Origin of the sequence: Mycobacterium deserti, from assembly GCF_025345615.1 — a bacterium.
GTDB lineage: Bacteria > Actinomycetota > Actinomycetes > Mycobacteriales > Mycobacteriaceae > Mycobacterium > Mycobacterium deserti.
Window position 1 is genome coordinate 211,526 of sequence record NZ_JAODWD010000002.1, and the last position, 22,120, is coordinate 233,645.

Consider the following 22,120-nt stretch of genomic DNA (forward strand, 5'->3'; position numbering starts at 1 on the left):
CGGTCTCCTAGCGAGACTGATAGTCTCAAAAATACCCTCTGCCGAAAGGTGAGCGACGCATGGTCGACGCCCGTGTCCGATCCGACCAGAATGACGCGAGCATCACCAGCCTCTCATCACGCTCGCGGGTCTGGTTGCTCACCGTCGCCTGCATGGGCGTCTCCCTGGTCATCACATCCATGGTGGCACTGAACACCGCACTGCCCGACATCGCGGTGGAGACCGCCGCGACACAGACCCAGCTGACCTGGGTGGTCGACGGTTACACGTTGGTGCTCGCCTGTCTGCTGCTGCCGGCCGGTGCTCTCGGCGACCGATACGGCCGGCGCGGCGCGCTTCTCCTGGGGCTCGCCGTTTTCACCGTTGCCTCGATCGCGCCATTGATCTTCGGCAGCCCCGTCGAGCTCATCATCGCCCGCGCCGTCGCAGGTATCGGCGCCGCATTCGTCATGCCTGCCACTCTGTCGCTGCTGACCGCCGCATATCCCAGAGACGAGCGCAACAAGGCAGTCGGGATCTGGGCCGGCGTCGCAGGCTCGAGTGCCGTCATCGGCTTTCTGGGATCGGGTGTCCTGCTTCACTTCTGGTCGTGGCAGTCGATCTTCTGGGCGTTCGCACTCTCGGGGGCGGGCTTGTTCGTGCTGACGCTGACCGTCGCCTCCTCGCGCGACCAGGAGGCGACGCCGCTCGACTGGCTGGGCGCGGTCCTGATCGGCGGCGCCGTGGCGATATTCGTCTTCGGTGTGGTCGAGGCGCCGGTCCGGGGCTGGACACACCCCGCCGTGTACGGGTGCATGGCCGCCGGTGTCGTGCTGGCCATCGTTTTCGCGTTCGTGGAGTTGCGACGCACCCACCCATTGCTCGACGTCCGCCTGTTCGCCCGGCCCGACTTCGCCACCGGAGCGGTGGGAGTGACGTTCTTCTTCCTCGCGAACTTCGGCTTCTTCTTCGTCTCCATGCAATACATGCAGCTGTTGCTGGGCTACACGCCCCTGCAGACGGCGCTTGCTCTGGCGCCGTTGATGGTTCCCGTCTTGATCCTCAGCGTGGCGACACCGTGGTTCCTGCCCCGCGCCGGCCTACGCCTGGTGGTGTCCACTGGTCTGCTTCTGATCGCGGTGGGGCTGTTCTGCACTCGCATACTGGACTTGAACTCGCCGTACGTCGACCTCGTGTGGCCATTGCTGATCATGGCCACCGGCATCGGATTATGCACCGCGCCAACGACATCGGCGATCATGGGTGCCGTTCCCGACGAGAAGCAGGGGGTGGCGTCGGCGGTTAACGACACGACCCGCGAGGTCGGTGCGGCAATCGGGATCGCGGTCGCCGGTTCCGTGCTGGCTGCCCAATACGGCCAGCAGTTGCAGCCGCACCTCGCGCTGTTGCCCGAGGCGGCGCGCGAGTCGGCGTCGAACTCCCTGGCGGAGGCCCTCGCCGTGGCGGCACGGCTGGGCCCGCAGGGCGCGCAGCTCTCCGAGTTCGCTCGAACAGCGTTCCTGGACGCCATGCAGGCTTCGTTCACGGTGTTGGCGCTCACCACCGCGGCCGCGGCGGCGTTCGTCGCCATCTGGTCACCGGGCCGCGACGGTGAGCAGCTGCGGGCGGTTCAACGACTGCGTTCACGCCGCCGTGATGAAGTCAGCGGCCCGGTGCCCGATCATGACGATGCTGGCGTGCGGACCACGGCTGGTGATCGCGGGTAACACCGATCCGTCGACCACCCACAGTCCGGCGATACCGCGGACGCGGCACTGCGGGTCGAGCACTGCCATCGGATCGACGTCGAGGCCCATCGGCGCCGTTCCCGACAGATGCTGCGACGTCGACCACGTCGTAGCGCCCACTTCTGTTGTCGGACTCACCAATTCACGGGCCAATTCGGCGCCTGCGCGCAGTGCCGCGACATCACCGGCCTCGCTGTCGTAGCGGTGTTCGATGGCCGGCGACACGTCCGGATCGGCCGATACGAGCGATATCCGACCGCGGGCCGTCGGCTGCATCAACGCCACTCCGAGGTGCGGTCGGTCGGCAGGGTCGTCCAGCCGACCGTTGATCATGGCCCCGAACCCTGTGGTATAGGCGCGGATCTCGATACCGTTCTCGGTGGTCAGTACCGCCTCGAGCGGGGGCAGTCCATGGGTGGGGGCCCAACCCACCGGCAGCACCAGTTCCGGATGGTCGACAGTCGCCGCGCCGACCGGCAGATCGGCGTGCACGGGGATGTCGAGCCGTCGTAGCGCCTCCTGCGGCCCGACGCCGGACAACATCAGCAGGTGCGCCGACCCGATTGCTCCGGCGGACAGAACAATTCGGTCAGCTACCAGAGTCGTGGCGCCATCGGGGCCGACGCAGTCCACCCCGGCGGCGCGCCCGTCGGCGATTCGGACGCGCCTAACGCTGGTATTGGCGAGCACCGTGAGATTGCCGCGATTCATCGCCGGTTGCAGGAACGCGCCGCCAGGGCCCACGCGCGTTCCGCGATCGATGTTCAGTGGCACCGCTGCGACGCCCGGCGCAAGCGGCTCATCTGGCGTCGCGCCGTTGAGGTCGGCGATCCACCGGTATCCGGCTTGGCCAGCCGCATTGACGAATGACGCTGTGCAGCCGTCGAATTGAGATACCCTTTGCACTCGGATGGGTCCGGCTGAGCCGTGCAGAGCGTTGTCGAAATCGACGTCGGTCTCGATCGCACGGAAATGCGGCAGCACGTCCTGCCAGGACCATCCAGGCAGACCCCAGCGTGCGAAGTCCGCCGGCAGTCCGCGTCCGAAGTATCCGCCGTTGATCGCGCCAGATCCGCCTACGACCGCGCCGCGCATGATCTGGGCATCTCGCCGAGGGTGCTCGGTGAGGACGGTCGGATACCGCCTCACCACCGAGCTGGCGTCACCGATCGGCAGCCGCAACCCGTTGCTGATCTGGGCGAGCACTCGGGGGTCGGTGGGGCCCGGGCCGGACTCGACCACAATGACGTGGCAGTTCGGGTCGGCCGAAAGCCGTTCGGCTAAAACGCTTCCGGCACTGCCCGCACCCACGATGAGCACATCGCCTTGTACGCGGTCGGGCAAGTTCTATGTCCGGATTTGGGGCTTGAGCGCGCCGAGGTGCCGTTCCCGTACCACACCGCTCCACAGACCCGTGCCGTAGGCGATGTCATCGAGCCGTTTGAGCAGGATGTAGGTGAGCAGACCGACGCGTTTGGTGTCGTCGTCGGCGTTGCCGTTGCGCGTCACCCAATCCGCAACCCCGTCGACGACGGCGGCGACGAGCACGATGTTGCGGCACCGTCGGGACAAGCTCGCAGCGATCAATGCGATCGGCCAGTAGTGCCTGCAGATCGCCGAGGCCAACTGCAGCGCCGCAGACCAGAGGCCGTGGGCGGCCACAACGGCGACGTCCTTGGGTTCGGGCTCGACGGCGGAAAGCGACTTCGCGATGCGTCGGCCGGTGATCGTCGCGACGATCATCGATGCCAGGTAGCCGATGCCCGAGCCCATCGCCATCAGGATCCAGACCACCAGCATCCACCCGGAGATCATCAGCGGTGCGGTCTTGCCTGGGTGGCGGACCGACAACGGCGCGGCAGCCTCGCCGTAAAAAGCCTTGCGCCCGAACCATTCTCGCATCTGCGTGCGATGGTCGTGAGCAACGAGCGCAACGGGCTCGTAGCGCAGCCTTGCGCCGGCCTCGATGAACCGCCAGCACAGGTCGACGTCCTCGCCGGATTTCAGCGTCTCGTCGAAGCCGCCTACCTCCTTCAGGACGGACCGTCGGCAGATGATCGCCGCGCTGGGCACGTACGACACCGTGCCGTAGGGCATCACCGGCGCTTCGCGAAGGCCGAGGTCGAGTGAGGAGCGGACGGCCTCGTAGCGGGCCACCAGATTGTCGGGCTGGCGAAGCCCGACGATACGGGGGGCGACCAAGGCCACGGCGGGATCGCAGAAGTGCCCGAGCAGCGCCTCCAGCCATCCGCGCCGGGGTACCACGTCGGAGTCGAGGAACGCGACGAAGTCGCTGTTGCACGCCGCCATGCCGGTGTTGCGGGCCGCCGCAGGCCCCTTGCTCCGGTCGTGCCGAAGCACCTGGACGTCGCAGTGCGTGTGCGTGAAGTCGTCCTGTCCCACTGGCACCGTCGAGCCGTCGTCCACGACGATGACGCGCATGCCACGCAACGCCGCGATGAGTCGTTGGAGCCCAGATGGGTTGTCGCGAACCGGAATTACGACGGTTACATCGCGGTGAGACGGTCCGCTGGCGGGGCGGGGATGCGCCACCGTCGCGTCGAGCAGTGTGCGGGCCAGTTGGGCGCTGACAGCGTCGTGGACTTCGAGCCGGCCGCCGGTGAGCATGGTCTGGGCTGCGGGGGCCAACCGCAGCAGCCGGGTCGGCGATCCACCGAGCAGTGCCGCCCCCTCGCCGAGCACCTTGACCCGGCGATCGACTTGTACGGCGAACCCGTCCGGCAGCCGCGGCCCCGTCATGTCAACACCCCGTCGGCCCCGTCATGTAAGCATCCCGTAGCGGTCGGGTACCCAACGCGCGATGCGCTGCAAACACCCGTCAACCATGTCGGCGAAAATTCGCTCCCCCTCCGCGGCGGTCGCGGTGGTGGGGTCACCCAGAATCCCCACTTCGCTGACCGCGGCGACCCCTCCGCTGCGCAGCCGAGGCATCAGGTCGGGCAACGGCGCGCTGTTGCCGGCCAACCTCTCCTCGACCCAGACATCGCTCGGCGAAATATGTAGCAATACAGACGTTTCGGTGTGGCCGGCGTGTGCGTCGGCGTCCTTGACGCTGCACGGGGCCCACACGACGTCGCGACCCTCGTAACGAAGCAAAGCCGTCGCGGCGGCAAGTGCCTCCACATTTCCGCCGTGGCCATTGACGAAGACGAGGCGCGATGCCCATCGCGCCGCTGACCGGCCGAACTCCACCAGCAAAAGTCGTAGCGCTGCGGTCCCGATCGACACCGTGCCGGCGAACGCCTCGTGCTCGCCGCTCGCCCCGTAGCTGATCGCGGGCGCCACCACCCAGCGCGCCCCCTCGTGGTCGGGAAGCTGCCCAGCAACAGCGCGGGCGACGGCGGTGGCGATCCTGGTGTCGGTGTCCAGCGGCAGATGCGGTCCGTGCTGTTCGGTGGAGCCGACCGGGACAATCACCGCAGATGACGTGCTACGCAGCTGCCTCGACGTCAGGTTGCCGAGCTCGCCGGGAGAAGCCACTTGCCGATGGTAGGCCGAATTCACCTGGCGTGCGCCAATTGTTGACGCATGCGCAGCAATTGATTTGCCGAAATTTTGCACTGGTTTCGGCCAGTGAGTCACGCCAGCCTCCCCCGCCACGCCTTTACCAGCATGTTCGCGGTCGAGGTGTGGACTCAGGCCTCCTGGCCGCCGGGCACGCCGAGGGCACGGGCAAACCCGGACGGGACGAGGACGTCGTCAGCAGACAGATCGTGGACCGAGGCGCGACCCAGGCCCATCAACGCCGAGTCGATGCCGCCGCGCAGGACGTCGAGGACGTTCTCGACGCCGGCCTGACCGTTGGCCGCCAGGCCCCACAGATACGCCCGCCCGATCATGACCGCGCGCGCACCGAGGGCGACCGCCTTGACCACGTCGCTGCCCCGGCGGATGCCACCGTCGAGCAGCACCTCGACGTCGTCGCCGACGGCCTCTGCGATCGCGGGCAGTGCCCGAATCGCCGCGGGTGTGCCGTCGAGGTTGTTGCCACCGTGATTGGACACCGAAATTGCCGAAACACCGGCATCCACAGCACGTTTCGCGTCGTCGACGCGCATCACGCCCTTGAGCATGAACGGCCCGCCCCACAGCTCGCGCAACCAAGCGATGTCCTCCCACGTCGGCGGCGGCGTGCCCATCCACTCCCCGTACGCGGCGAAGAACGGCGGGCCCGGCTCTCCACGCGCGGCCTGGTTGGGCACCCGCAGGCTCGGCGGGCGCATGGTCTTGCCCCACTGCCACAGCCACCGCGGCCTGGTCAGACCCTCGGGCATCATGCGCGCCGCGGTCCGCAGGTCCATCCGTTCCGGGATCTTCGGACTGCCCCAGTCGCGACCGTGCGAGAAGCTCCAGTCGGTCGTCACGATCAGGCCGACGGCACCGGCCTCGCGTGCGCGCTCGACCCGTGCGGCGATCGCCTCGCGGCCGCCCAGCCAGTACACCTGGAAGAACAGCTTCGGATTGGCCGCGATGACCTCTTCGATCGGCTTGCTGGCGAACGACGAAAGACCCATAGCGGTGCCCCGCGCGGCGGCGGCCCGCGCGACCGCGGTCTCGCCGTCGGGGTGGACAGCCTGCACGCCGGTCGGCGAAATCAGCACCGGTAGCGAGATCTCTTGACCCATAACGGTTGTGGCTAGGTCTCGCTTCTCGGTGGCGCCGATGACGTGCGGGGCGAAGCCCAGCTCAGCGAACGCGCCGACATTGTCGGCGACGGTCACGCCTTTCTCGCTGGCAGCCAGCAGTGCCGAATACGCCGACTTGGGCAGCCGCTTCTTGGCGCGTTCCTGAGCGGCCGCGACGGTTTCAAACCAGGTGTCAGCCATGACTAGACCGGGCTTTCGTTGCAGAGTCGGGCTGGGGGCTTCGTCAGCAGCTTCAGCATGACCGGCTTACTGCGCGAGTGATCGACACTGGACTTGGGTTTGTCGCGTTCGAGGGCGAGCGCGGGTTCGCCGTAACCCTGCACGCACTCGGGGTCCGGACCGTCCATCGGCAGGCCGGTGAAGAACTTCGCCGCCATGCAGCCGCCGCGACAGCTGTCGTAATGCCCGCAGCTGCCGCAGGCTCCCGCGGACTGGGGCTCTCGCAGCTCGCGGAACAGCGGCGCGTTCTTCCAGACGTTGTCGAAACCCCCATCGGACAGGATGTTTCCGGCGAGGAAGCGATCGTGGATGGCGAACGGGCATGCGTAGACGTCGCCGACCGGGTCGATGAGGCAGACCACACGGCCTGCGCCGCACAAGTTGAGACCTGCGAGCGCGCCGGGTTCACCCAGTCCTGAGAGGTGGAAGAACGAGTCACCGGTGAGGACGCGATCGCCTTTGGCCACCAGCCAGTCGTAGAGCTGCTTCTGCTGCGCTGCGGTGGGATGCAGGTCGTCCCACACGTCCGCGCCGCGACCGGAGGGACGGAGCCGGGTGATACGCAGCGTGGCGCCGTATTGCGCTGCCAGCGCGGCGAAGTCGTCGAGCTGATCGACGTTGTGGCGTGTGACGACCACGGAGATCTTGGCATCGGAGAAGCCTGCGTCGGCGAGATTCTGCAGCGCCCGGGTCGCCATCGCGAAGGACCCCGCGCCGCGCACGGCGTCGTTGATGTCCGCCGTCGCGCCATCGAGAGAGATCTGCACGTCGACGTAGTCGCTGGCCGCAAGGCGCGCTGCCACCTCAGGCGTGATGCGGACCCCGTTGGTGGAGAACTTAACCCCGACGTGGTGGGCGGTCGCGTAGTCGACCAGTTCCCAGAAGTCCGAGCGTACAGTCGGTTCACCACCGCCGATGTTGACGTAGAAGACCTGCATGCGCTCGAGCTCGTCGATGATGTCTTTGCACTGCCGGGTGGTCAGCTCGCGCGGGTCGCGCTTGCCCGACGAGGACAAGCAGTGCACACACGCCAGGTTGCAGGCGTAGGTCAGTTCCCATGTCAGGCAGATCGGGGCGTCGAGCCCGAGCTCGAACTGGTCGACCAGCTTGGGGACGGGTTGACGTTCCGGCGCGGGCGCGGAGTCAGTCACCGGCGCGAGCGCCGAATCCATCAAAGTCATTGCGGCACCAACATTTTCGATTGAGCCAACACGCCAAGCGCGTGCAGGTATGGGGCCTGCTGCGCGTCGTCGATCCCGACGGCGCGGCAGGCGGATCGAGCGTCGGGGTGGTCGGCCAGCGTGTTGACCACCTCGACGATCGTCCGGTTCTTGAGAAACGACAGCTTGCGCGTGCCGAAGTGGTACAGCAGCGCCCCAAACGGTTCCGGACGGACGGCCACCTGGTGGTGCAACCGCCAGCTCAGATCCGGATCGAACGCCGACACGGTCAGTAGACCCCGCACATCCCGTCGATCGACACCTCTTCGACCAGGGTCTCGGTGACGAGCTGGGCTTCGGTCTCCACCTGCTGGTTCGGCTCCATATGTCTGCACCTTTCCTTGTCACAGGGACTCGACAACTGTGATCGAGATCGCAATAATATGGCATCGAGTGCCGAAATGAAAGGGGACCCCCGATGGGGCCGGATACCGGGCACCGCGTCGGCCGCCGGCGCTCGACGACGTGGGGTCACATCAGCAACATCGCGATCGACTTGTTCGCGGCCCGCGGGTTCGACGACGTGAGCGTCGACGACGTGGCCGAAGCTGCCGGAATCGCGCGTCGCACCCTGTTTCGCTACTACCCGTCGAAGAACGCTTTGCCGTGGGGCGATTTCGATGCGCATCTGGCACACATGCGTGATCTGCTGTCCGATCTCGACCCGGGCGTGCCGATCGGTGACGCACTGCGCGCGGCTCTGTTGGCGTTCAACACCTTTGACGACACGGAGGCGGCCAGACACCGTCAACGGATGCGGGTCATCCTGGAGACCGCGGCGCTGCAGGCCTACTCGATGACGATGTACGCAGGCTGGCGCGCGGTCGTCGCCGCGTTCGTCGCGGCGCGCCTGCGCCTCAAGCCGGAGGACTTGATGCCGCAGACCGTTGCGTGGACGATGCTCGGGGTCGCGTTATCGGCCTACGAGCACTGGCTCGCCGACGAGTCGGCCGAACTCGCCGACGAACTGAGCGATGCGTTCGACACGGTGCATGACGGGCTCAAAGCGCTGGACCGACAAGGCCGCGGAAAAATTTCGTGATTGAGGCGTCGGAGTTCGGCGTTCAGCGGCGACGATATGGGTGTGAGCGCCGAACCGAACGGCACCGACGCTCCGCGGGCGCTGCTGGCGCTGTACGACGACGCGCTACCGATCGTCTACGGCTACTTCGTCAGGCGCTGCAGTGACCGCGGAACCGCCGAAGACCTGACGTCGGAAACCTTTCTGGCGGCGATGGACGCTGCCCGCAAGAACGCTGCACCACCGATCTCGGTGCGATGGCTGCTCGGGGTGGCCCGTCACAAGCTCGCCGATCACTACCGCCGCCGCCACGACAGATTCAGCGTGCCCGTCGCCGAGCTACCCGAAGTCCTCGACGAGTCAGACGACTGGGACGCCGAGCTGGATCGCATCGTCGCCGAGAGCGTGCTCGCGAAACTGCCGGAGCAGCAACGCACCGTTCTGGCGCTGCGCTACATGGACGACTGTTCGGTCCCGGAGTGCGCGGAGCTGATCGGCCGGACCGTGCACGCCACCGAAGCTCTGTTGGTGCGGGCCCGCCGCGCCTTCAGAAAGCACTACCCGCAACCGGAAGGAGGGACTTCATGAACGACGCGGACGAGAGGAGCAATAACGGCAGCAGCCGTGATCCGTTGACCGCGCTGTATGGGGACGACCTTCCGGTCCAGCCCGATCCGGCGTTCGCCGCGCACCTGCGTGCGCGCCTGGAGTCGGCGCTGGTGCTGCCCAGACGAACCGAAGGAGTGGAAATGAGTGGAACCGATACCGCCATCGCAAACCTCAACCGACCCACGGACGAGCCCGCCGCTACCGTGCCACGCAGCGCGGCGGTGCCCTATCTGACCGTCAGCCGGGCCGCCGACGCGATCGCCTGGTACGTCGACGCGCTGGGTGCCGCCGTCGTCGGTGAACCATTCGAGATGGACGACGGCCGCATCGGGCACGCCGAACTGGCGCTGTCCGGGGGCGTCTTCTACCTCGCCGACGAGTATCCCGAGATCGGCGTGAAAGCACCTGCACCCCAGGCTGTTCCGGTGAGCTTGATGATCGCGGTCGCCGACACCGACGTGGTGCTCGCACGCGCGAGGGACATGGGCGCGACCGTCAACCAGGACGTCCGGGAAGAACACGGATCGCGCAACGCGACGATCGTCGATCCGTTCGGCCACCGCTGGATGCTGACCGGCCCGGTCACCGGCGGCGCCGTCCCGATCCAGCACGGCGACGTCGGCTACGTATCGGTGTGGACGCCTGACGCCGACCGCGCCGCGGCGTTCTACGGTCACGTGCTCGGGTGGGTGTACGACCCGGCGACGCATCAGGTCACGAACACCAGAGGACACATCGGCCTGTTCAGTGTTCCCAGCCGCCAAGGCATGCTCTGCTGCTACGCCGTCACCGATCTCGCGGGCGCGCGGCAGTCGATTATCGACGGTGGCGGCAGCGTCGGCGAACTGCACGAGTTCGACTTCGGCACGGTGCTCGACGCCACCGACCCAGCGGGCGCGGCGTTCGCGGTGTTCCGGCCTGCGCCTGCGACTCCCCGACCGGACCGCAATGGGGCTGGGCCAGGGGAACTTTCATACATCACCTATGAGGTGAACGACTCAGCGGCGTTCAAGAACTTCTACAGCCGCTTTCTGTTCTGGTCGTTCGATCCGGGCAGCATCGACGACGGCTGGCAGATCCGGCAGACGCATCCGATGGCAGGCCTGGCGGGCGGTAGCGCACACACGGTGACCGTGCCGATGTGGACTGTCGACGACATCGACGCGGCGGTGGCCAGGGTCCGCGAGGCGGGCGGCACGGTGATCGACGAGCCGTCGCAGCAGTCGTACGGAGTGTCGGCGTTGTGCACCGACGACCAGGGCACCCGCTTCTATCTCGGCCAGTTCTAACAGGGATTTCGGTGCGCTAATCGTCGCTCAGCGGTCGTTTGCGCGCCGAAATCGCTCAGCCGAGGACGTCGGAGATCGGCGCGCCCGTCGCGATCTTGTTGCGGGTCTTCATCACCTTGCCGGGCATCCCGCCGCCGACCACGCCGACGACGATGCCGTCGCGCTCGTAGTACGCCAGGAACTTGCGGCCGTCGTCCTCGACGACATGCACGGTGTCGTCGGCCTCCGGCTCGCCCAGGCACTGGATCTTGACGTCGTACTGGTCGCTCCAGAAGTACGGCACCGAGACCGCTGCCGACGCCTCCTTGCCCATCAGCGTGGGAATCAACGCGCGGGCCTGGTCGGCGACGTTGCTCCAATGCTCAACGCGCACTTGATGTCCCTGCGTGTGCCGCCACGACGCGACGTCCCCTATCGCCCACACGTGCGGCGCGCTCGCTCGGCCGTGCTCGTCGCAGACAACGCCGTTGTCCAACTCGATGCCGCTGCCCTCCAGCCACTCCGTGGCCGGGCGCGATCCGATGCCGACGACCACCAGGTCGGCGTCCAGTTCGCTGCCGTCAGCGAGGACCACCTTCTCGACGCGATCGCTGCCGCCGACCTCGGAGACGCCGACCCCACACCGCACGTCGACACCCTCGGCGCGGTGCAACCGGGTCACCAAGTCCCCGATCTGCTCGCCGAGCACCGACGCCAGCGGGGCCGGCTGCGGTTCGACGAGAACGACGTCGACACCCATCTTGCGCAGGCTCGCTGCCACCTCGCAGCCGATGAAGCCGGCTCCGATGACAACCGCCTTGCGTGCGGTCGCGGCGTGCGCGCGCAGGGCGAGGCTCTCGTCGAACGAACGCAGAACGTGGATGCCTGCAAGATCGGGAAACGACGGAATCCGCTTGGGCACCAGACCGGTGGCAATGATCAACTCGTTGTAACCGAGGTCGCTGCCGTCGGACAGCCTGATGGTCTGCGCCGCGGTGTCGACCGACTGCGCCGCCTTGCCTAGCAGCACCGTGATGTCGTTCTCGTCGTAGAATTCGCGCGGCTTGAGCGTGACGTCGTCGGTCTCGCTGCGCAGCACTTCCTTCGACAGCGGTGGCCGGTCGTACGGCAAATGGTCCTCGTCGCTGACGATGGTGACCGGCCCGCTGTACTCCGACCGGCGCAACTGTTCGGCCGTGCGAGCGGCCGCGAGGCCGCCGCCGACGATGACGATTCCCCCATTAGAGGTCATGGGCAGTTTTTACAGGATGCGCGCGGGCATTGGTCCGCCACCCCGGCTACTGGTGCTCAGCGCCACCCGGGTTCAGCCACGGTCCCGGTCGATCACGTTGGTCAGTACCACGATGCTCTCGCTGCGCTCTACGTCGGCTGCGGAGCGAATCTTCTCCAACGCCTCTTCCAGGTGGCGCATGTCGCGTGCGAGGACATGCAGCATCGCGTCAGCGGTGCCGGTGACCGTCGCGGCACTGATGACCTCCGGAATGTCAATCCAGGCCGCCCGCAACTGTTCTGGGGCAATAGTGCCGTGCCGGAACACTTGCACATAGGCCTCGGTGGTCCAACCGAGCGCGCTGCGGTCGACAACAGTGGTGAACCCCCGGATCACACCCGTGTCGAGCATCCTGTCGACCCGACGTTTCACCGCAGGTGCCGACAGGTTCACGTGCGCTCCGATATCCGCGTACGTCGCTCGCGCATCCTTGATCAGTTCGGCCAGGATGCGCTCGTCGGTGTCGTCCAGACGGTCCATCGTCACCTCCACGCAACAGATCGCTGTGATTCTACGCGTAATGCAATGGTTCGTTTGTGTACAAGCAATGAACGGCGATTGATTGCAAATCAGCGCGCCAATATCGTCGATCTATGACCTTCAGACGTGCACGTCGTCGCCATTACGCGATGACGGCGCCAACCTTCTTCGCCGTCGAGTACGCGATCAACCCATGGATGGACATGTCGGCGTCGGTCGACACTCACAGCGCATTGAACCAGTGGGAGACGCTGCGCCAGACCTACAAGGAGCTGGGCCACACCGTCGAAACGATCGAACCCGTCGCGGGACTACCCGACATGGTCTACGCCGCCAACGGCGGTCTTCTCGTCGGCGGCAAGGCGGTCGTCGCGAAGTTCGCCTATCCGCAGCGCGACGGCGAGTCAGCGGCCTATGCCGAATGGATGACCCGCCACGGGTACCAGCCGGTCGAGACGCGCCATACCAACGAGGGCCAGGGTGATCTTCTGGTGGTCGGCTCGATTCTCCTCGCGGGACACGGGTTTCGCACCGATCGTCGGGCGCACGATGAGATCGCTTCGATCGTCGGGATGCCTGTCGTGAGCCTGGAACTGGTCGACCCGCGGTTCTACCACCTCGACACGGCGTTGACGGTGCTCGACGACAGCACCGTCGCGTACTACCCGCCGGCGTTCAGCGACGCGTCGCGCGCAATCTTGCGGGACCTCTTTCCCGACGCCATCGAAGTCGCCGACGCCGACGCCGACGTACTGGGCCTCAACGCGGTCTCCGACGGCCTCAACGTCGTCCTGCCTGCGGCCGCGACCGGCTACGCCGACCAACTGCGCCGCGCCGGATTCCGGCCCATCGGCGTCGACCTCTCCGAACTGCTCAAGGGCGGTGGATCCATCAAATGCTGCACGCTGGAGGTACATCCGTGACGATCCTGGACACCACGACGGCCACCGACGCCGCGATCGACGTCGACAGCCGCTACGTCGCACACAACTACTCGCCGCTGCCGGTCGTGGCGGCCAGCGCCGACGGCGCCTGGATCACCGACGTGGAAGGCCGTCGCTACCTCGACTGCCTCGCCGCCTATTCGGCGGTCAACTTCGGGCATGGCAACCCCGAGATCCTCGCCGCGGCCCATGCGCAACTGGACACCATGACGTTGGCCAGCCGAGCCTTCCACTCCGACCGCCTCGGGCCGTTCTGCCGCGCGCTGGCCCAGCTGTGCGGCAAGGACATGGTGCTGCCGATGAACAGCGGCGCCGAGGCCGTCGAAAGCGGCATCAAGGTGGCCCGCAAGTGGGGCACCGATATCAAGGGCGTGCCCGCCGGGCGCGGCAATATCATTGTGGCCCAGAACAACTTTCACGGCCGGACCACGACGATCATCAGTTTCTCCGACGACGAGATCGCGCGCCGCGGCTTCGGTCCGTACACACCCGGCTTCCGCGCGGTGCCGTTCGGTGAGGCCGACGCGATGGCCGACGCCGTCGACCACAACACCGTCGCGGTGCTCATCGAGCCCATACAGGGCGAGGCGGGCATCATCGTCCCACCCGACGACTACCTGCCTCGTGTGCGTGCGCTGTGCAGCGAGCGCAACGTACTGATGATCGCCGACGAGATCCAGTCGGGGCTGGCACGGACCGGCAGAACCTTCGCATGCCAGCACTGGGACGTCGTTCCTGATATCTACCTGCTCGGCAAAGCCCTTGGCGGAGGAGTCATTCCGCTGTCGGCGGTGGTGGCCGACCGCGAGGTCCTCGGAGTTCTGCATCCCGGCGAGCACGGTTCGACGTTCGGCGGCAATCCCCTCGCGACCGCGATCGGCAGCCGGGTCGTAGAAATCCTGCAGCGTGGCGACTTTCAAGCCCGCTCCGCTGAGCTCGGCGCTCGGATGCACGCGGGACTACGGGGGCTCGTCGGCCGTGGCGTCGTCACGGTGCGAGGCATGGGACTGTGGGCCGGCGTGGATGTCGACCCCGCGCTCGGCACCGGCAAGCACGTCAGTCTGCGACTCGCCGAACGCGGAGTTCTGGTCAAGGACACCCACGGCTCCACACTTCGCTTCGCGCCTCCGCTGGTGATCACCGCCGACGAGATCGACTGGGCGGTCGGCCAGTTCGCCGCGGCGCTGGCGGATATGCCGGGCGGCTAGTACTTCATGGTGCCGCGGTCGACGGCGATCTGGCTGCCCGAGATCGTCTTCGACCCGTCGCCGGCCAGCCAGGCCACCACGTCGGAAACCTCTTCGGCGGTCATGAATTCCTGCAGCCCCTTCTTGCCCTCATGATTGACCGGGTGGTACGGCATCGGCGAGAAACTGTGCAGGAAGCTCGGGTACTTGGCGAAGATCGCCATCATCGCGTCCTTCTCCACCATCGGTGTCTCGATGGAGTACGGATGGATGGAGTTCACTCGAATTCCGAACTCGCCTGCCTCCAGCGCCAGCGAGTTGGTCAGCGCCACCAGGCCGTGCTTGGACGCTGCGTAGTGCGAATTGCCTGGAGTGGCCTTCAGGCCCGCCGACGAGCTGACGACGATGATCGAGCCGCCGTTGCCCGCTTCGATCATCGCGGGCACGACGGCCCGCACGGTGCGCCAGGTGCCGTTGAGGTTCACATCGATGACGGTGTCCCACTGCTCCTCGGACATCTCCCACATCCGGCCCCAGCTGAGCACACCGGCGTTCGCGACGAGGACGTCGAGCCGTCCGAACTGCTCGACACCGTCGGCCACCACTTGCTGCAGGGCCCCTAGATCGCGGATGTCGACCGCGCGAGCCAGCACCTTGCGGCCGGTGGCCTCGACCGCGCGCACGGTGTCGGCCAGCTCCTCGGGCGTGGCAAGCGGGTAGGTGATGGTCTCGGACACCGGACCGCAGATGTCGATGGCGATGATGTCGGCACCGTCGTTGGCCAGCCGGATGGCATGCGCCCGGCCCTGACCGCGCGCGGCACCCGTGATGAATGCCACTCGCCCTTCCAGGGGTCCGCTGGTTGCCGTCACCGCTGCTCCTTTCACGAAACTGCGGACCAGGCTAACAGCCGAAATGGAACGTGTTCTAATTCGACCCGAATTCAGAGATCGGCGATGATCTGCTGGCGCTTCGAGGCGTACTCGTCGTCGGAGATCGCCCCGGTGGCGCGCAAAGTCTCCAATTCCTGGAGGCGTTGCGCCGTCGACGGCCCAGGCGGCGCCATGGTCGGCGCTCCCATGGGCGCCGCAGCAGCAGCCGGGGTTGCCGGCGCGGCAGAGGCCTGCTGCGCTGCGGCACGGCGAACGATAGCCTGAACCTGTTGGCGGGCAGCGGGGTTGGACCGCAGGTCGATCATGTTGTTCATGCCTATGTTATTGGCCTTGAGGACCTGCAGGATTTCCATCAATGCCGACGTCTGACCAGTGAGGTCATAGGTGCGGTTGTCCTCGGAGATCGTGAAATTCGCCGGCATCATCCCGCTGACCAATGCGCTGCGTTCCCAGTCGATTTGGTATTCGTTCGTCGTCGGATTCACCAGCGCGACCAGCTTGCGGTTGGTGATCATCGGCAGCCGCGAGATCGAGGCGACGACTCGGTCCTGCGTGGCGAACGGTGTGATCCCCGGGCCGGAGATCTGCAGATCCAGCTTGACCAGCGGCTGCTCGTTGATCCGCGTGTTGGTCTCCTGGATGCCGGTGACTTGAGCCAGCGCCAGCACGCCGGTCTTCTCGAGCTCGGCCGTCTTCGCCGCGGACCGCGCGCCCATACCGGTGATGCCCAGCGCGATGAGCACGTCGAGCGCCGTGATGAGCAGGCCCGCCCAGAACATCCACTTCATCATCGGATCGGCGCCGGAGGCGAAGTAGATTCCCAGGAAGATCGGCCCGACGATGCCACACAACAACACGAAGAGTTGGATGCGGACATACCGCCAGAACGTTGACACGGCCGAGCTCCATTCGTCGCAAGCACTTTCGGGGTGTCAGATTATCGCCAAACCCCGGCCGGTGAGCCGTATCGTCCGGGGACACACGCCGCTATGCCGCAAGCCTCGGGTCGGCTTGCGGCATAGCTGGGTTGGGCAGTGTGGGTTTAGCCGGTCGGCGTCGTCGCGCCCAGCGGCGAGATCTGGCTGGCCTCGGGCGTCGCAGACGCCGGTCCGACGAGCTGGTACAGCGGCTGCGTCCACCGGTAGCCGGAGGTCTTCGTGGTGTAGCCGGTGTGAATGGCCGTCGAGATCGGTGACGTCTCTTCCGCCTCGGGGTCGTAGTCGCAGACCGCGTCGCCGAGCTCGCAGACACTGATCGTCTTGGCGCCGATGGCCGGAGGCAGAGGTGCGGGTGCGTGCGCCAGGATCGGCCAGTCCTGCGCGACACCCTTGCCCTTGCCGGGCACGGCCGTGACCGAACCGATGTTGATCGTCGGATCCGCGGGCAACCGGTCGCCGTCGGCGATCAGCAGGGCGCCCACCACATTCGGAATGGCGCCGAGTGCGTGCAGATTACGGTGCACCACCATCGCGCCCTGCGAATAACCCGCGAGGACGACCTTGGACGTCGGGCACTTCGCCGCGAACGCCGCGTACTGGGCACCGAGCGCTGTCGCCCCGGCGTCCACACTGCTCATGAAGCCCATCCACTCGCCGACGCCGCCGTCGTCATCGGGCACCGCAACGGCGGGATACTCGACCGCCTCGGCGGTCATCGTGCGTCCGTCGGCGGTGACGAGCTGCTGCAGATCAAGGTACGACTGGTAGACGTCGGAGCCCATACCGGCATTGGCAGTCAGATCGCCGTCGCGCTGACCTGAACCGGCTGCGCCCATCCAATGCACGTCGGGACAGCTCGGTTGCGCTTGCGCGCTGCCGGCCAGACCGACGAATGCTGCACCGGCCACAGCGGCTGCGCAGCCCAACGTCATGATGCGACGAAACACGATAAACCCGACCCTTCTTTGTCCCGACCAGGGCATACGCGACGTATATCGCCTCTGTGATCACAGGCGTTACACGACGTGGCGAAGCCACACCGATGGTCAGACGAAGTCGGCGCCCACCGAAGGTGAGCGCCGCCTCAGAGGAACGTCAGGAGAATGCCGCCAGCAGTGGCAGGCTCGGCAGGCCGATCGGTGGCGGCTTGGGCAGCCCGATCGGCGGCGGGGGCGGCATCTTCGGCATCCCGAACGCCGGCGGCGGCGGCAGCTTGGGCATCCCCATCGGAGGCGGCGGCGGCAGCTGCGGCAGCCCGAACTGCGCCGAGGGGAGATCGCCCAGCGCATCCAACGCGGGCAGGCTGACCGAGAGCGTCTTGGCCACATCGCCCAGCGCGTCACCCGGGCTGGGCAGCTGCAGAGGCGACGGCAAGTTCGTCAGCGCCTGCGGAACACCCATCAGGGAGGCGAAGTTGTCGACCACCTGCGCCTGACCTGGAAGCGCACGGGCCACGATCAGCGCGCTGAGAATCTCGGTGGTGTTGTTGGCCGTCGCCACTCCGGCCGCGGTGACCCAGCCGCCGATGTCGCCGATCAGCGAGCCGACCGCGTCGGCGCTGATGAGCGAGCCTCCCAGACCGTTCAGACCGAAAGCCTGCTGAGTGTAAGGAGCGACAGCATCGAGCACCTGCTGGGCGTTCGGCGGCGGGGGCAGTTCGGGAAGCTTGGGCAGGGCCGGTGCCGAGACGCTGCCTCCACCGGAGGACGTGCCGGCACTCGAACGGAACAGGGCCGCCGGGTCCATGGCTCCGGAGCCGCCGCCGGGGCCGCCGGTCAGACCGCCCGGAAGACCACCGGGCAGTCCACCCGGAAGTCCGGGCGCACTGGTGGGAGCGGGCGCGGCCGGCTTCGGCGCCGGCGCGGCCGCTGCGGGCGTCTCCGTGGAGTCGGACGTTGGCTGCTGAACACTTTGCGGCCCACTCGAGAACGCCCAGACAAGTACCACAATGGCCGCGACCACCGCGCCGAGGCCGGCGCTGGCGCCTGCCATCACCGCAGGTCGCTGGGTCCATTTCGACGGCGCCTCGTCGGCAACGGTCGATACAGGCTCCGTCACAGTCGTAGTCACGGAACAACCCCTCACTTATTGGAATCCCTGTGCAGATACCGCCAGTGATCACTGGCATGCACGGCCACCGAAGCTTATCACCGCCAACGAAAGCGGCGCCCACCTTCGTGGGCGCCGCCTCGCGGTACTGAAATCAGATCACTTGAGGATCTTGGTGACTCGGCCGGCGCCGACGGTGCGGCCGCCCTCGCGGATCGCGAAGCGCAGGCCCTCGTCCATCGCGACGGGCTGGATCAGCTTGACGGAGATGTCGGTGTTGTCACCGGGCATCACCATCTCGGTGCCCTCGGGCAGGGTCACCACACCGGTCACGTCCGTGGTCCGGAAGTAGAACTGCGGACGGTAGTTGTTGAAGAACGGCGTGTGCCGGCCACCCTCGTCCTTGGACAGGATGTAGACCTGGCCCTCGAAGTCGGTGTGCGGCGTGGTGGTGCCGGGCTTCACGACGACCTGGCCGCGCTCGACGTCCTCGCGCTTGATGCCACGCAGCAGCAGACCGACGTTGTCACCGGCCTGACCCTGGTCGAGCAGCTTGCGGAACATCTCCACACCGGTGACCGTGGTCTTGGTGGTGGTCGTCTTGATACCGACGATCTCGACTTCCTCGTTCACGTTGACCACGCCGCGCTCCACACGACCGGTGACCACGGTGCCGCGGCCGGTGATCGTGAAGACGTCCTCGACGGGCATCAGGAACGGCTTCTCGGTCTCGCGGACCGGGTCCGGGATGGACTCGTCGACGGCCGCCATCAGCTCGACGATCGACTCGACCCACTTCTCGTCGCCCTCGAGCGCCTTGAGCGCGGAGACCTTGACGACCGGGGCTTCCTCGTCGAACTCCTGGGCAGCCAGCAGCTCGCGGACCTCGAGCTCGACGAGCTCGAGCAGCTCCTCGTCGTCGACCGCGTCGGCCTTGTTCAGCGCGACGAGGATGTAGGGCACACCCACCTGGCGGGCGAGCAGCACGTGCTCACGCGTCTGCGGCATCGGGCCGTCGGTCGCCGCGACCACCAGGATCGCGCCGTCCATCTGGGCGGCACCGGTGATCATGTTCTTGATGTAGTCGGCGTGACCGGGGGCGTCGACGTGCGCGTAGTGACGCTTCTCGGTCTGGTACTCCACGTGGGAGATGTTGATGGTGATGCCGCGCTGACGCTCTTCAGGCGCATTGTCGATCTGGTCGAATGCGCGCGACTCGTTCAAATCGGGATACTTGTCGTGCAGAACCTTGGTGATTGCTGCGGTCAGCGTGGTCTTGCCGTGGTCAACGTGACCGATGGTCCCGATGTTGACGTGCGGCTTCGTCCGCTCGAACTTCGCCTTCGCCACTGTGGTGTCCTCCTGGACTGTGTTGGTGCTTCTTGTAAAGCAGTGATGATCTTTGCAGTTGTCGTACGCCGCGCGCCAACCGGGCTACTGCCCGGTCGCCTTCGCGATAATCTCCTTCGACACGTTTGCCGGAACTTCGGCATACGAGTCGAACACCATGGAGTAGTTCGCCCGGCCCTGGGTCTTCGACCGGAGGTCGCCGACGTAACCGAACATCTCCGACAGCGGCACATGCGCCTTGACGACGCGTGCACCCGCCCGCTCCTCCATGGCCTGGATCTGACCACGGCGGGAGTTCAGGTCGCCGATCACCTCACCCATGTAGTCCTCGGGCGTGGTGACCTCGACGGCCATGATCGGCTCGAGGATCGCCGGTTGGGCCGCGTGGGCGGCCTTCTTCAGCACCTGCGAGCCGGCGACTTTGAACGCCATTTCCGACGAGTCCACCTCGTGGTAGGCGCCGTCGAGCAGGGTGACCTTGACGTTCACCAGCGGGTAGCCGGCGAGCACGCCGTACTGCATCGCGTCCTGCGCACCGGCATCCACCGACGGGATGTACTCGCGCGGGATGCGACCGCCGGTGACCTTGTTCTCGAACTCGTAGGTCGCGCCGTCCTCGCCGCTGAACGGTTCGAGGTTGATGAGCACCTTCGCGAACTGACCGGAGCCACCCGTCTGCTTCTTGTGGGTGTACTCGACCTTCTCGACCATCCGCTTGATGGTCTCCCGGTAGGCCACCTGCGGCTTGCCGACGTTCGCCTCGACCTTGAACTCGCGCTTCATGCGGTCGACGAGGATGTCCAGGTGCAACTCACCCATGCCGCCGATGACGGTCTGGCCGGTCTCCTGGTCGAGGTGCACCTTGAAGGTCGGGTCCTCTTCGGCCAGCTTCTGAATCGCGGTACCGAGCTTCTCCTGGTCGCTCTTGGTCTTCGGCTCGATGGCGACCTCGATGACGGGATCGGGGAAGGTCATCGACTCGAGCACGACCTGCTGGTTCGGATCGCTCAAGGTGTCACCGGTGGTGGTGTCCTTGAGGCCGATGACCGCGTAGATGTGGCCGGCCGAGGCCCGCTCGACGGGGTTCTCCTTGTTGGAGTGCATTTGGAACAGCTTGCCCAGCCGCTCCTTCTTACCCTTGGTCGCGTTGATGACCTGCGAGCCGGAGTCGACGGTGCCCGAGTACACCCGGACGTAGGTGAGCTTGCCGAAGAACGGGTGCGTGGCCACCTTGAAGGCGAGCGCCGAGAACGGCTCGTCGACCGACGGCTTGCGGATGACTTCCTCGTCCTCCTTGCCCGGGACGTGGCCGACGGCCGGCGGAACGTCCAGCGGCGAGGGCAGGTAGTCGATCACCGCGTCGAGCATGGGCTGAACACCCTTGTTCTTGAACGCGCTGCCGCACAGCACCAGGTAGGCCTCGGAGTTGATGGTGAGCTTGCGCAGCGCACCCTTGATCTCCTCGACCGACAGCTCTTCGCCGCCGAAGTACTTCTCCAGCAGCGCCTCGTCGGTCTCGGCGACGGCCTCGAGCAGCTTGGTCCGGTACTCGTCGGCCTTGTCGGCCAGCTCGGCGGGGATGTCGATGGTCTCGTATGTCTCGCCGAGCTTCGTCTCGCCGCGCCACACCTTGGCCTTCATCTCGACCAGGTCGACGATGCCCTCGAAGTCGCCCTCGGAGCCGACCGGCAACTGGATCGGGATGACGTTGGCGCCCAGACGCTCCTCCATCGTGCGCACGGAGAAGTAGAAGTCGGCGCCGATCTTGTCCATCTTGTTGACGAAGCAGATGCGCGGGACGTCGTACTTGTCGGCCTGGCGCCAGACCTGCTCGGACTGCGGCTCGACACCTTCCTTGCCGTCGAAGACGGCGACGGCACCGTCGAGGACGCGCAGGCTGCGCTCCACCTCGACGGTGAAGTCGACGTGGCCGGGGGTGTCGATGATGTTGATCTGGTTGTCGTTCCAGAAGCAGGTGGTTGCGGCGGAGGTGATGGTGATTCCGCGCTCCTGCTCCTGCTCCATCCAGTCCATCGTGGCGGCGCCGTCGTGCACTTCACCGATCTTGTAGCTGATGCCGGTGTAGTAGAGGATGCGCTCGGTAGTCGTGGTTTTACCGGCATCGATGTGGGCCATGATGCCGATGTTGCGGACCTTGGTCAGGTCGGTCAGCACGTCCTTCTGTGCCACAGAAGTCTTCTCTCTCGCTTGGTAGTTGCTGTTGTCAGCCGTATGCGTTAGCGCCTCGGCAGCACCG

21 protein-coding genes are annotated in these 22,120 nt (G+C 66.4%); 6 read left to right on the top strand and 15 right to left on the bottom strand.

Annotation, left to right across the window (positions count from 1 at the left end; translation table 11 throughout):
• Window positions 1-59 precede the first annotated feature (59 nt).
• The gene (locus N4S67_RS07215) at window positions 60-1,706 is read left to right on the top strand and encodes an MFS transporter (RefSeq protein ID WP_260992277.1); all 1,647 of its coding nucleotides are present in this window, start codon (window positions 60-62) and stop codon (window positions 1,704-1,706) included.
• Here the strand turns inward: N4S67_RS07215 and mftG are convergent.
• The 7 genes from mftG to mftA all read right to left on the bottom strand — a co-directional run bounded on the left by mftG (window position 1,623) and on the right by mftA (window position 8,158).
• The gene (gene mftG, locus N4S67_RS07220) at window positions 1,623-3,047 is read right to left on the bottom strand and encodes a mycofactocin dehydrogenase MftG (RefSeq protein ID WP_260992278.1); all 1,425 of its coding nucleotides are present in this window, start codon (window positions 3,045-3,047) and stop codon (window positions 1,623-1,625) included. The genes N4S67_RS07215 and mftG overlap by 84 nt on opposite strands.
• A 27-nt stretch (window positions 3,048-3,074) precedes the next feature.
• Complete coding sequence (gene mftF / locus N4S67_RS07225; RefSeq protein WP_260992279.1) at window positions 3,075-4,487, bottom strand: mycofactocin biosynthesis glycosyltransferase MftF; 1,413 nt, start codon at window positions 4,485-4,487, stop codon at window positions 3,075-3,077.
• 21 nt (window positions 4,488-4,508) lie between these two features.
• Window positions 4,509-5,252 (bottom strand): mycofactocin biosynthesis peptidyl-dipeptidase MftE, encoded by a 744-nt coding sequence (gene mftE, locus N4S67_RS07230; RefSeq protein ID WP_260992280.1) that lies wholly within the window; start codon window positions 5,250-5,252, stop codon window positions 4,509-4,511.
• Between the two features lie 131 nt (window positions 5,253-5,383).
• The gene (gene mftD / locus N4S67_RS07235; protein ID WP_260992281.1) at window positions 5,384-6,574 is read right to left on the bottom strand and encodes a pre-mycofactocin synthase MftD; all 1,191 of its coding nucleotides are present in this window, start codon (window positions 6,572-6,574) and stop codon (window positions 5,384-5,386) included.
• Window positions 6,575-6,576: 2 nt separating this feature from the next.
• Window positions 6,577-7,785: a mycofactocin radical SAM maturase gene (gene mftC, locus N4S67_RS07240; protein ID WP_260993040.1), complete on the bottom strand. Its 1,209-nt coding sequence runs from the start codon at window positions 7,783-7,785 to the stop codon at window positions 6,577-6,579.
• Window positions 7,786-7,790: 5 nt separating this feature from the next.
• Window positions 7,791-8,078, bottom strand: coding sequence for a mycofactocin biosynthesis chaperone MftB (gene mftB, locus N4S67_RS07245; RefSeq protein ID WP_260992282.1), 288 nt, complete (start codon window positions 8,076-8,078; stop codon window positions 7,791-7,793).
• Window positions 8,063-8,158: a mycofactocin precursor MftA gene (gene mftA / locus N4S67_RS07250; protein WP_260992283.1), complete on the bottom strand. Its 96-nt coding sequence runs from the start codon at window positions 8,156-8,158 to the stop codon at window positions 8,063-8,065. Before mftA ends, mftB begins: the two co-directional genes overlap by 16 nt.
• 93 nt (window positions 8,159-8,251) lie before the next feature.
• Here mftA and mftR point away from each other — a divergent pair, with 93 nt between their 5' ends.
• The 3 genes from mftR to N4S67_RS07265 are packed head-to-tail and all read left to right on the top strand — an operon-like array spanning window position 8,252 to window position 10,752.
• Entirely contained in the window at window positions 8,252-8,875 is a 624-nt protein-coding gene (gene mftR / locus N4S67_RS07255) for a mycofactocin system transcriptional regulator (RefSeq protein WP_260992284.1), read from the top strand.
• Window positions 8,876-8,917: 42 nt separating this feature from the next.
• Entirely contained in the window at window positions 8,918-9,442 is a 525-nt protein-coding gene (locus N4S67_RS07260; protein WP_260992285.1) for an RNA polymerase sigma factor, read from the top strand.
• Window positions 9,439-10,752: a VOC family protein gene (locus tag N4S67_RS07265; RefSeq protein ID WP_260992286.1), complete on the top strand. Its 1,314-nt coding sequence runs from the start codon at window positions 9,439-9,441 to the stop codon at window positions 10,750-10,752. The genes N4S67_RS07260 and N4S67_RS07265 overlap by 4 nt, the downstream gene beginning before the upstream one ends.
• A 55-nt stretch (window positions 10,753-10,807) precedes the next feature.
• Here the strand turns inward: N4S67_RS07265 and N4S67_RS07270 are convergent, their stop codons facing one another.
• Together N4S67_RS07270 and N4S67_RS07275 are read right to left on the bottom strand one after the other, a co-directional pair.
• Window positions 10,808-11,983 carry an NAD(P)/FAD-dependent oxidoreductase gene (locus tag N4S67_RS07270; protein ID WP_260992287.1) on the bottom strand — a complete coding sequence of 392 codons (1,176 nt, stop codon included), beginning with the start codon at window positions 11,981-11,983 and terminating at the stop codon, window positions 10,808-10,810.
• 72 nt (window positions 11,984-12,055) lie between these two features.
• Window positions 12,056-12,502: an Lrp/AsnC family transcriptional regulator gene (locus N4S67_RS07275; protein ID WP_260992288.1), complete on the bottom strand. Its 447-nt coding sequence runs from the start codon at window positions 12,500-12,502 to the stop codon at window positions 12,056-12,058.
• A 113-nt stretch (window positions 12,503-12,615) separates the two neighbouring features.
• Here N4S67_RS07275 and ddaH point away from each other — a divergent pair, with 113 nt between their 5' ends.
• Complete coding sequence (gene ddaH, locus N4S67_RS07280) at window positions 12,616-13,425, top strand: dimethylargininase (RefSeq protein ID WP_260992289.1); 810 nt, start codon at window positions 12,616-12,618, stop codon at window positions 13,423-13,425.
• Complete coding sequence (gene rocD, locus N4S67_RS07285; RefSeq protein WP_260992290.1) at window positions 13,398-14,654, top strand: ornithine--oxo-acid transaminase; 1,257 nt, start codon at window positions 13,398-13,400, stop codon at window positions 14,652-14,654. The genes ddaH and rocD overlap by 28 nt, the downstream gene beginning before the upstream one ends.
• Here the strand turns inward: rocD and N4S67_RS07290 are convergent.
• The 6 genes from N4S67_RS07290 to fusA form a co-directional block, all read right to left on the bottom strand.
• Window positions 14,651-15,505 carry a mycofactocin-coupled SDR family oxidoreductase gene (locus tag N4S67_RS07290; protein ID WP_260992291.1) on the bottom strand — a complete coding sequence of 285 codons (855 nt, stop codon included), beginning with the start codon at window positions 15,503-15,505 and terminating at the stop codon, window positions 14,651-14,653. The two genes, rocD and N4S67_RS07290, sit on opposite strands and share 4 nt — an antisense overlap.
• Before the next feature lie 71 nt (window positions 15,506-15,576).
• On the bottom strand, window positions 15,577-16,422 hold the full coding sequence (locus N4S67_RS07295) for an SHOCT domain-containing protein (RefSeq protein ID WP_260992292.1): 846 nt from the start codon (window positions 16,420-16,422) through the stop codon (window positions 15,577-15,579).
• 146 nt (window positions 16,423-16,568) lie between these two features.
• Window positions 16,569-17,396, bottom strand: coding sequence for a cutinase family protein (locus tag N4S67_RS07300; RefSeq protein WP_260992293.1), 828 nt, complete (start codon window positions 17,394-17,396; stop codon window positions 16,569-16,571).
• A gap of 163 nt (window positions 17,397-17,559) precedes the next feature.
• The gene (locus tag N4S67_RS07305; RefSeq protein ID WP_260992294.1) at window positions 17,560-18,522 is read right to left on the bottom strand and encodes a hypothetical protein; all 963 of its coding nucleotides are present in this window, start codon (window positions 18,520-18,522) and stop codon (window positions 17,560-17,562) included.
• 150 nt (window positions 18,523-18,672) lie between these two features.
• Window positions 18,673-19,863, bottom strand: a complete 1,191-nt coding sequence (tuf, locus tag N4S67_RS07310; protein WP_260992295.1) for an elongation factor Tu — start codon at window positions 19,861-19,863, stop codon at window positions 18,673-18,675.
• Between the two features lie 84 nt (window positions 19,864-19,947).
• Complete coding sequence (gene fusA, locus N4S67_RS07315; RefSeq protein WP_260992296.1) at window positions 19,948-22,053, bottom strand: elongation factor G; 2,106 nt, start codon at window positions 22,051-22,053, stop codon at window positions 19,948-19,950.
• Window positions 22,054-22,120 lie beyond the last annotated feature (67 nt).

Coding starts and splice junctions, on each gene's coding strand:
- N4S67_RS07215 (WP_260992277.1), top strand. CDS start 60: ATGGTCGACGCCCGTGTCCGATCCGACCAGAATGACGCGAGCATCACC.
- mftF (WP_260992279.1), bottom strand. CDS start 4,487: ATGACGGGGCCGCGGCTGCCGGACGGGTTCGCCGTACAAGTCGATCGC.
- mftD (WP_260992281.1), bottom strand. CDS start 6,574: ATGGCTGACACCTGGTTTGAAACCGTCGCGGCCGCTCAGGAACGCGCC.
- mftC (WP_260993040.1), bottom strand. CDS start 7,785: ATGGATTCGGCGCTCGCGCCGGTGACTGACTCCGCGCCCGCGCCGGAA.
- mftA (WP_260992283.1), bottom strand. CDS start 8,158: ATGGAGCCGAACCAGCAGGTGGAGACCGAAGCCCAGCTCGTCACCGAG.
- mftR (WP_260992284.1), top strand. CDS start 8,252: ATGGGGCCGGATACCGGGCACCGCGTCGGCCGCCGGCGCTCGACGACG.
- N4S67_RS07265 (WP_260992286.1), top strand. CDS start 9,439: ATGAACGACGCGGACGAGAGGAGCAATAACGGCAGCAGCCGTGATCCG.
- N4S67_RS07270 (WP_260992287.1), bottom strand. CDS start 11,983: ATGACCTCTAATGGGGGAATCGTCATCGTCGGCGGCGGCCTCGCGGCC.
- N4S67_RS07275 (WP_260992288.1), bottom strand. CDS start 12,502: ATGGACCGTCTGGACGACACCGACGAGCGCATCCTGGCCGAACTGATC.
- ddaH (WP_260992289.1), top strand. CDS start 12,616: ATGACCTTCAGACGTGCACGTCGTCGCCATTACGCGATGACGGCGCCA.
- rocD (WP_260992290.1), top strand. CDS start 13,398: ATGCTGCACGCTGGAGGTACATCCGTGACGATCCTGGACACCACGACG.
- N4S67_RS07300 (WP_260992293.1), bottom strand. CDS start 17,396: ATGACGTTGGGCTGCGCAGCCGCTGTGGCCGGTGCAGCATTCGTCGGT.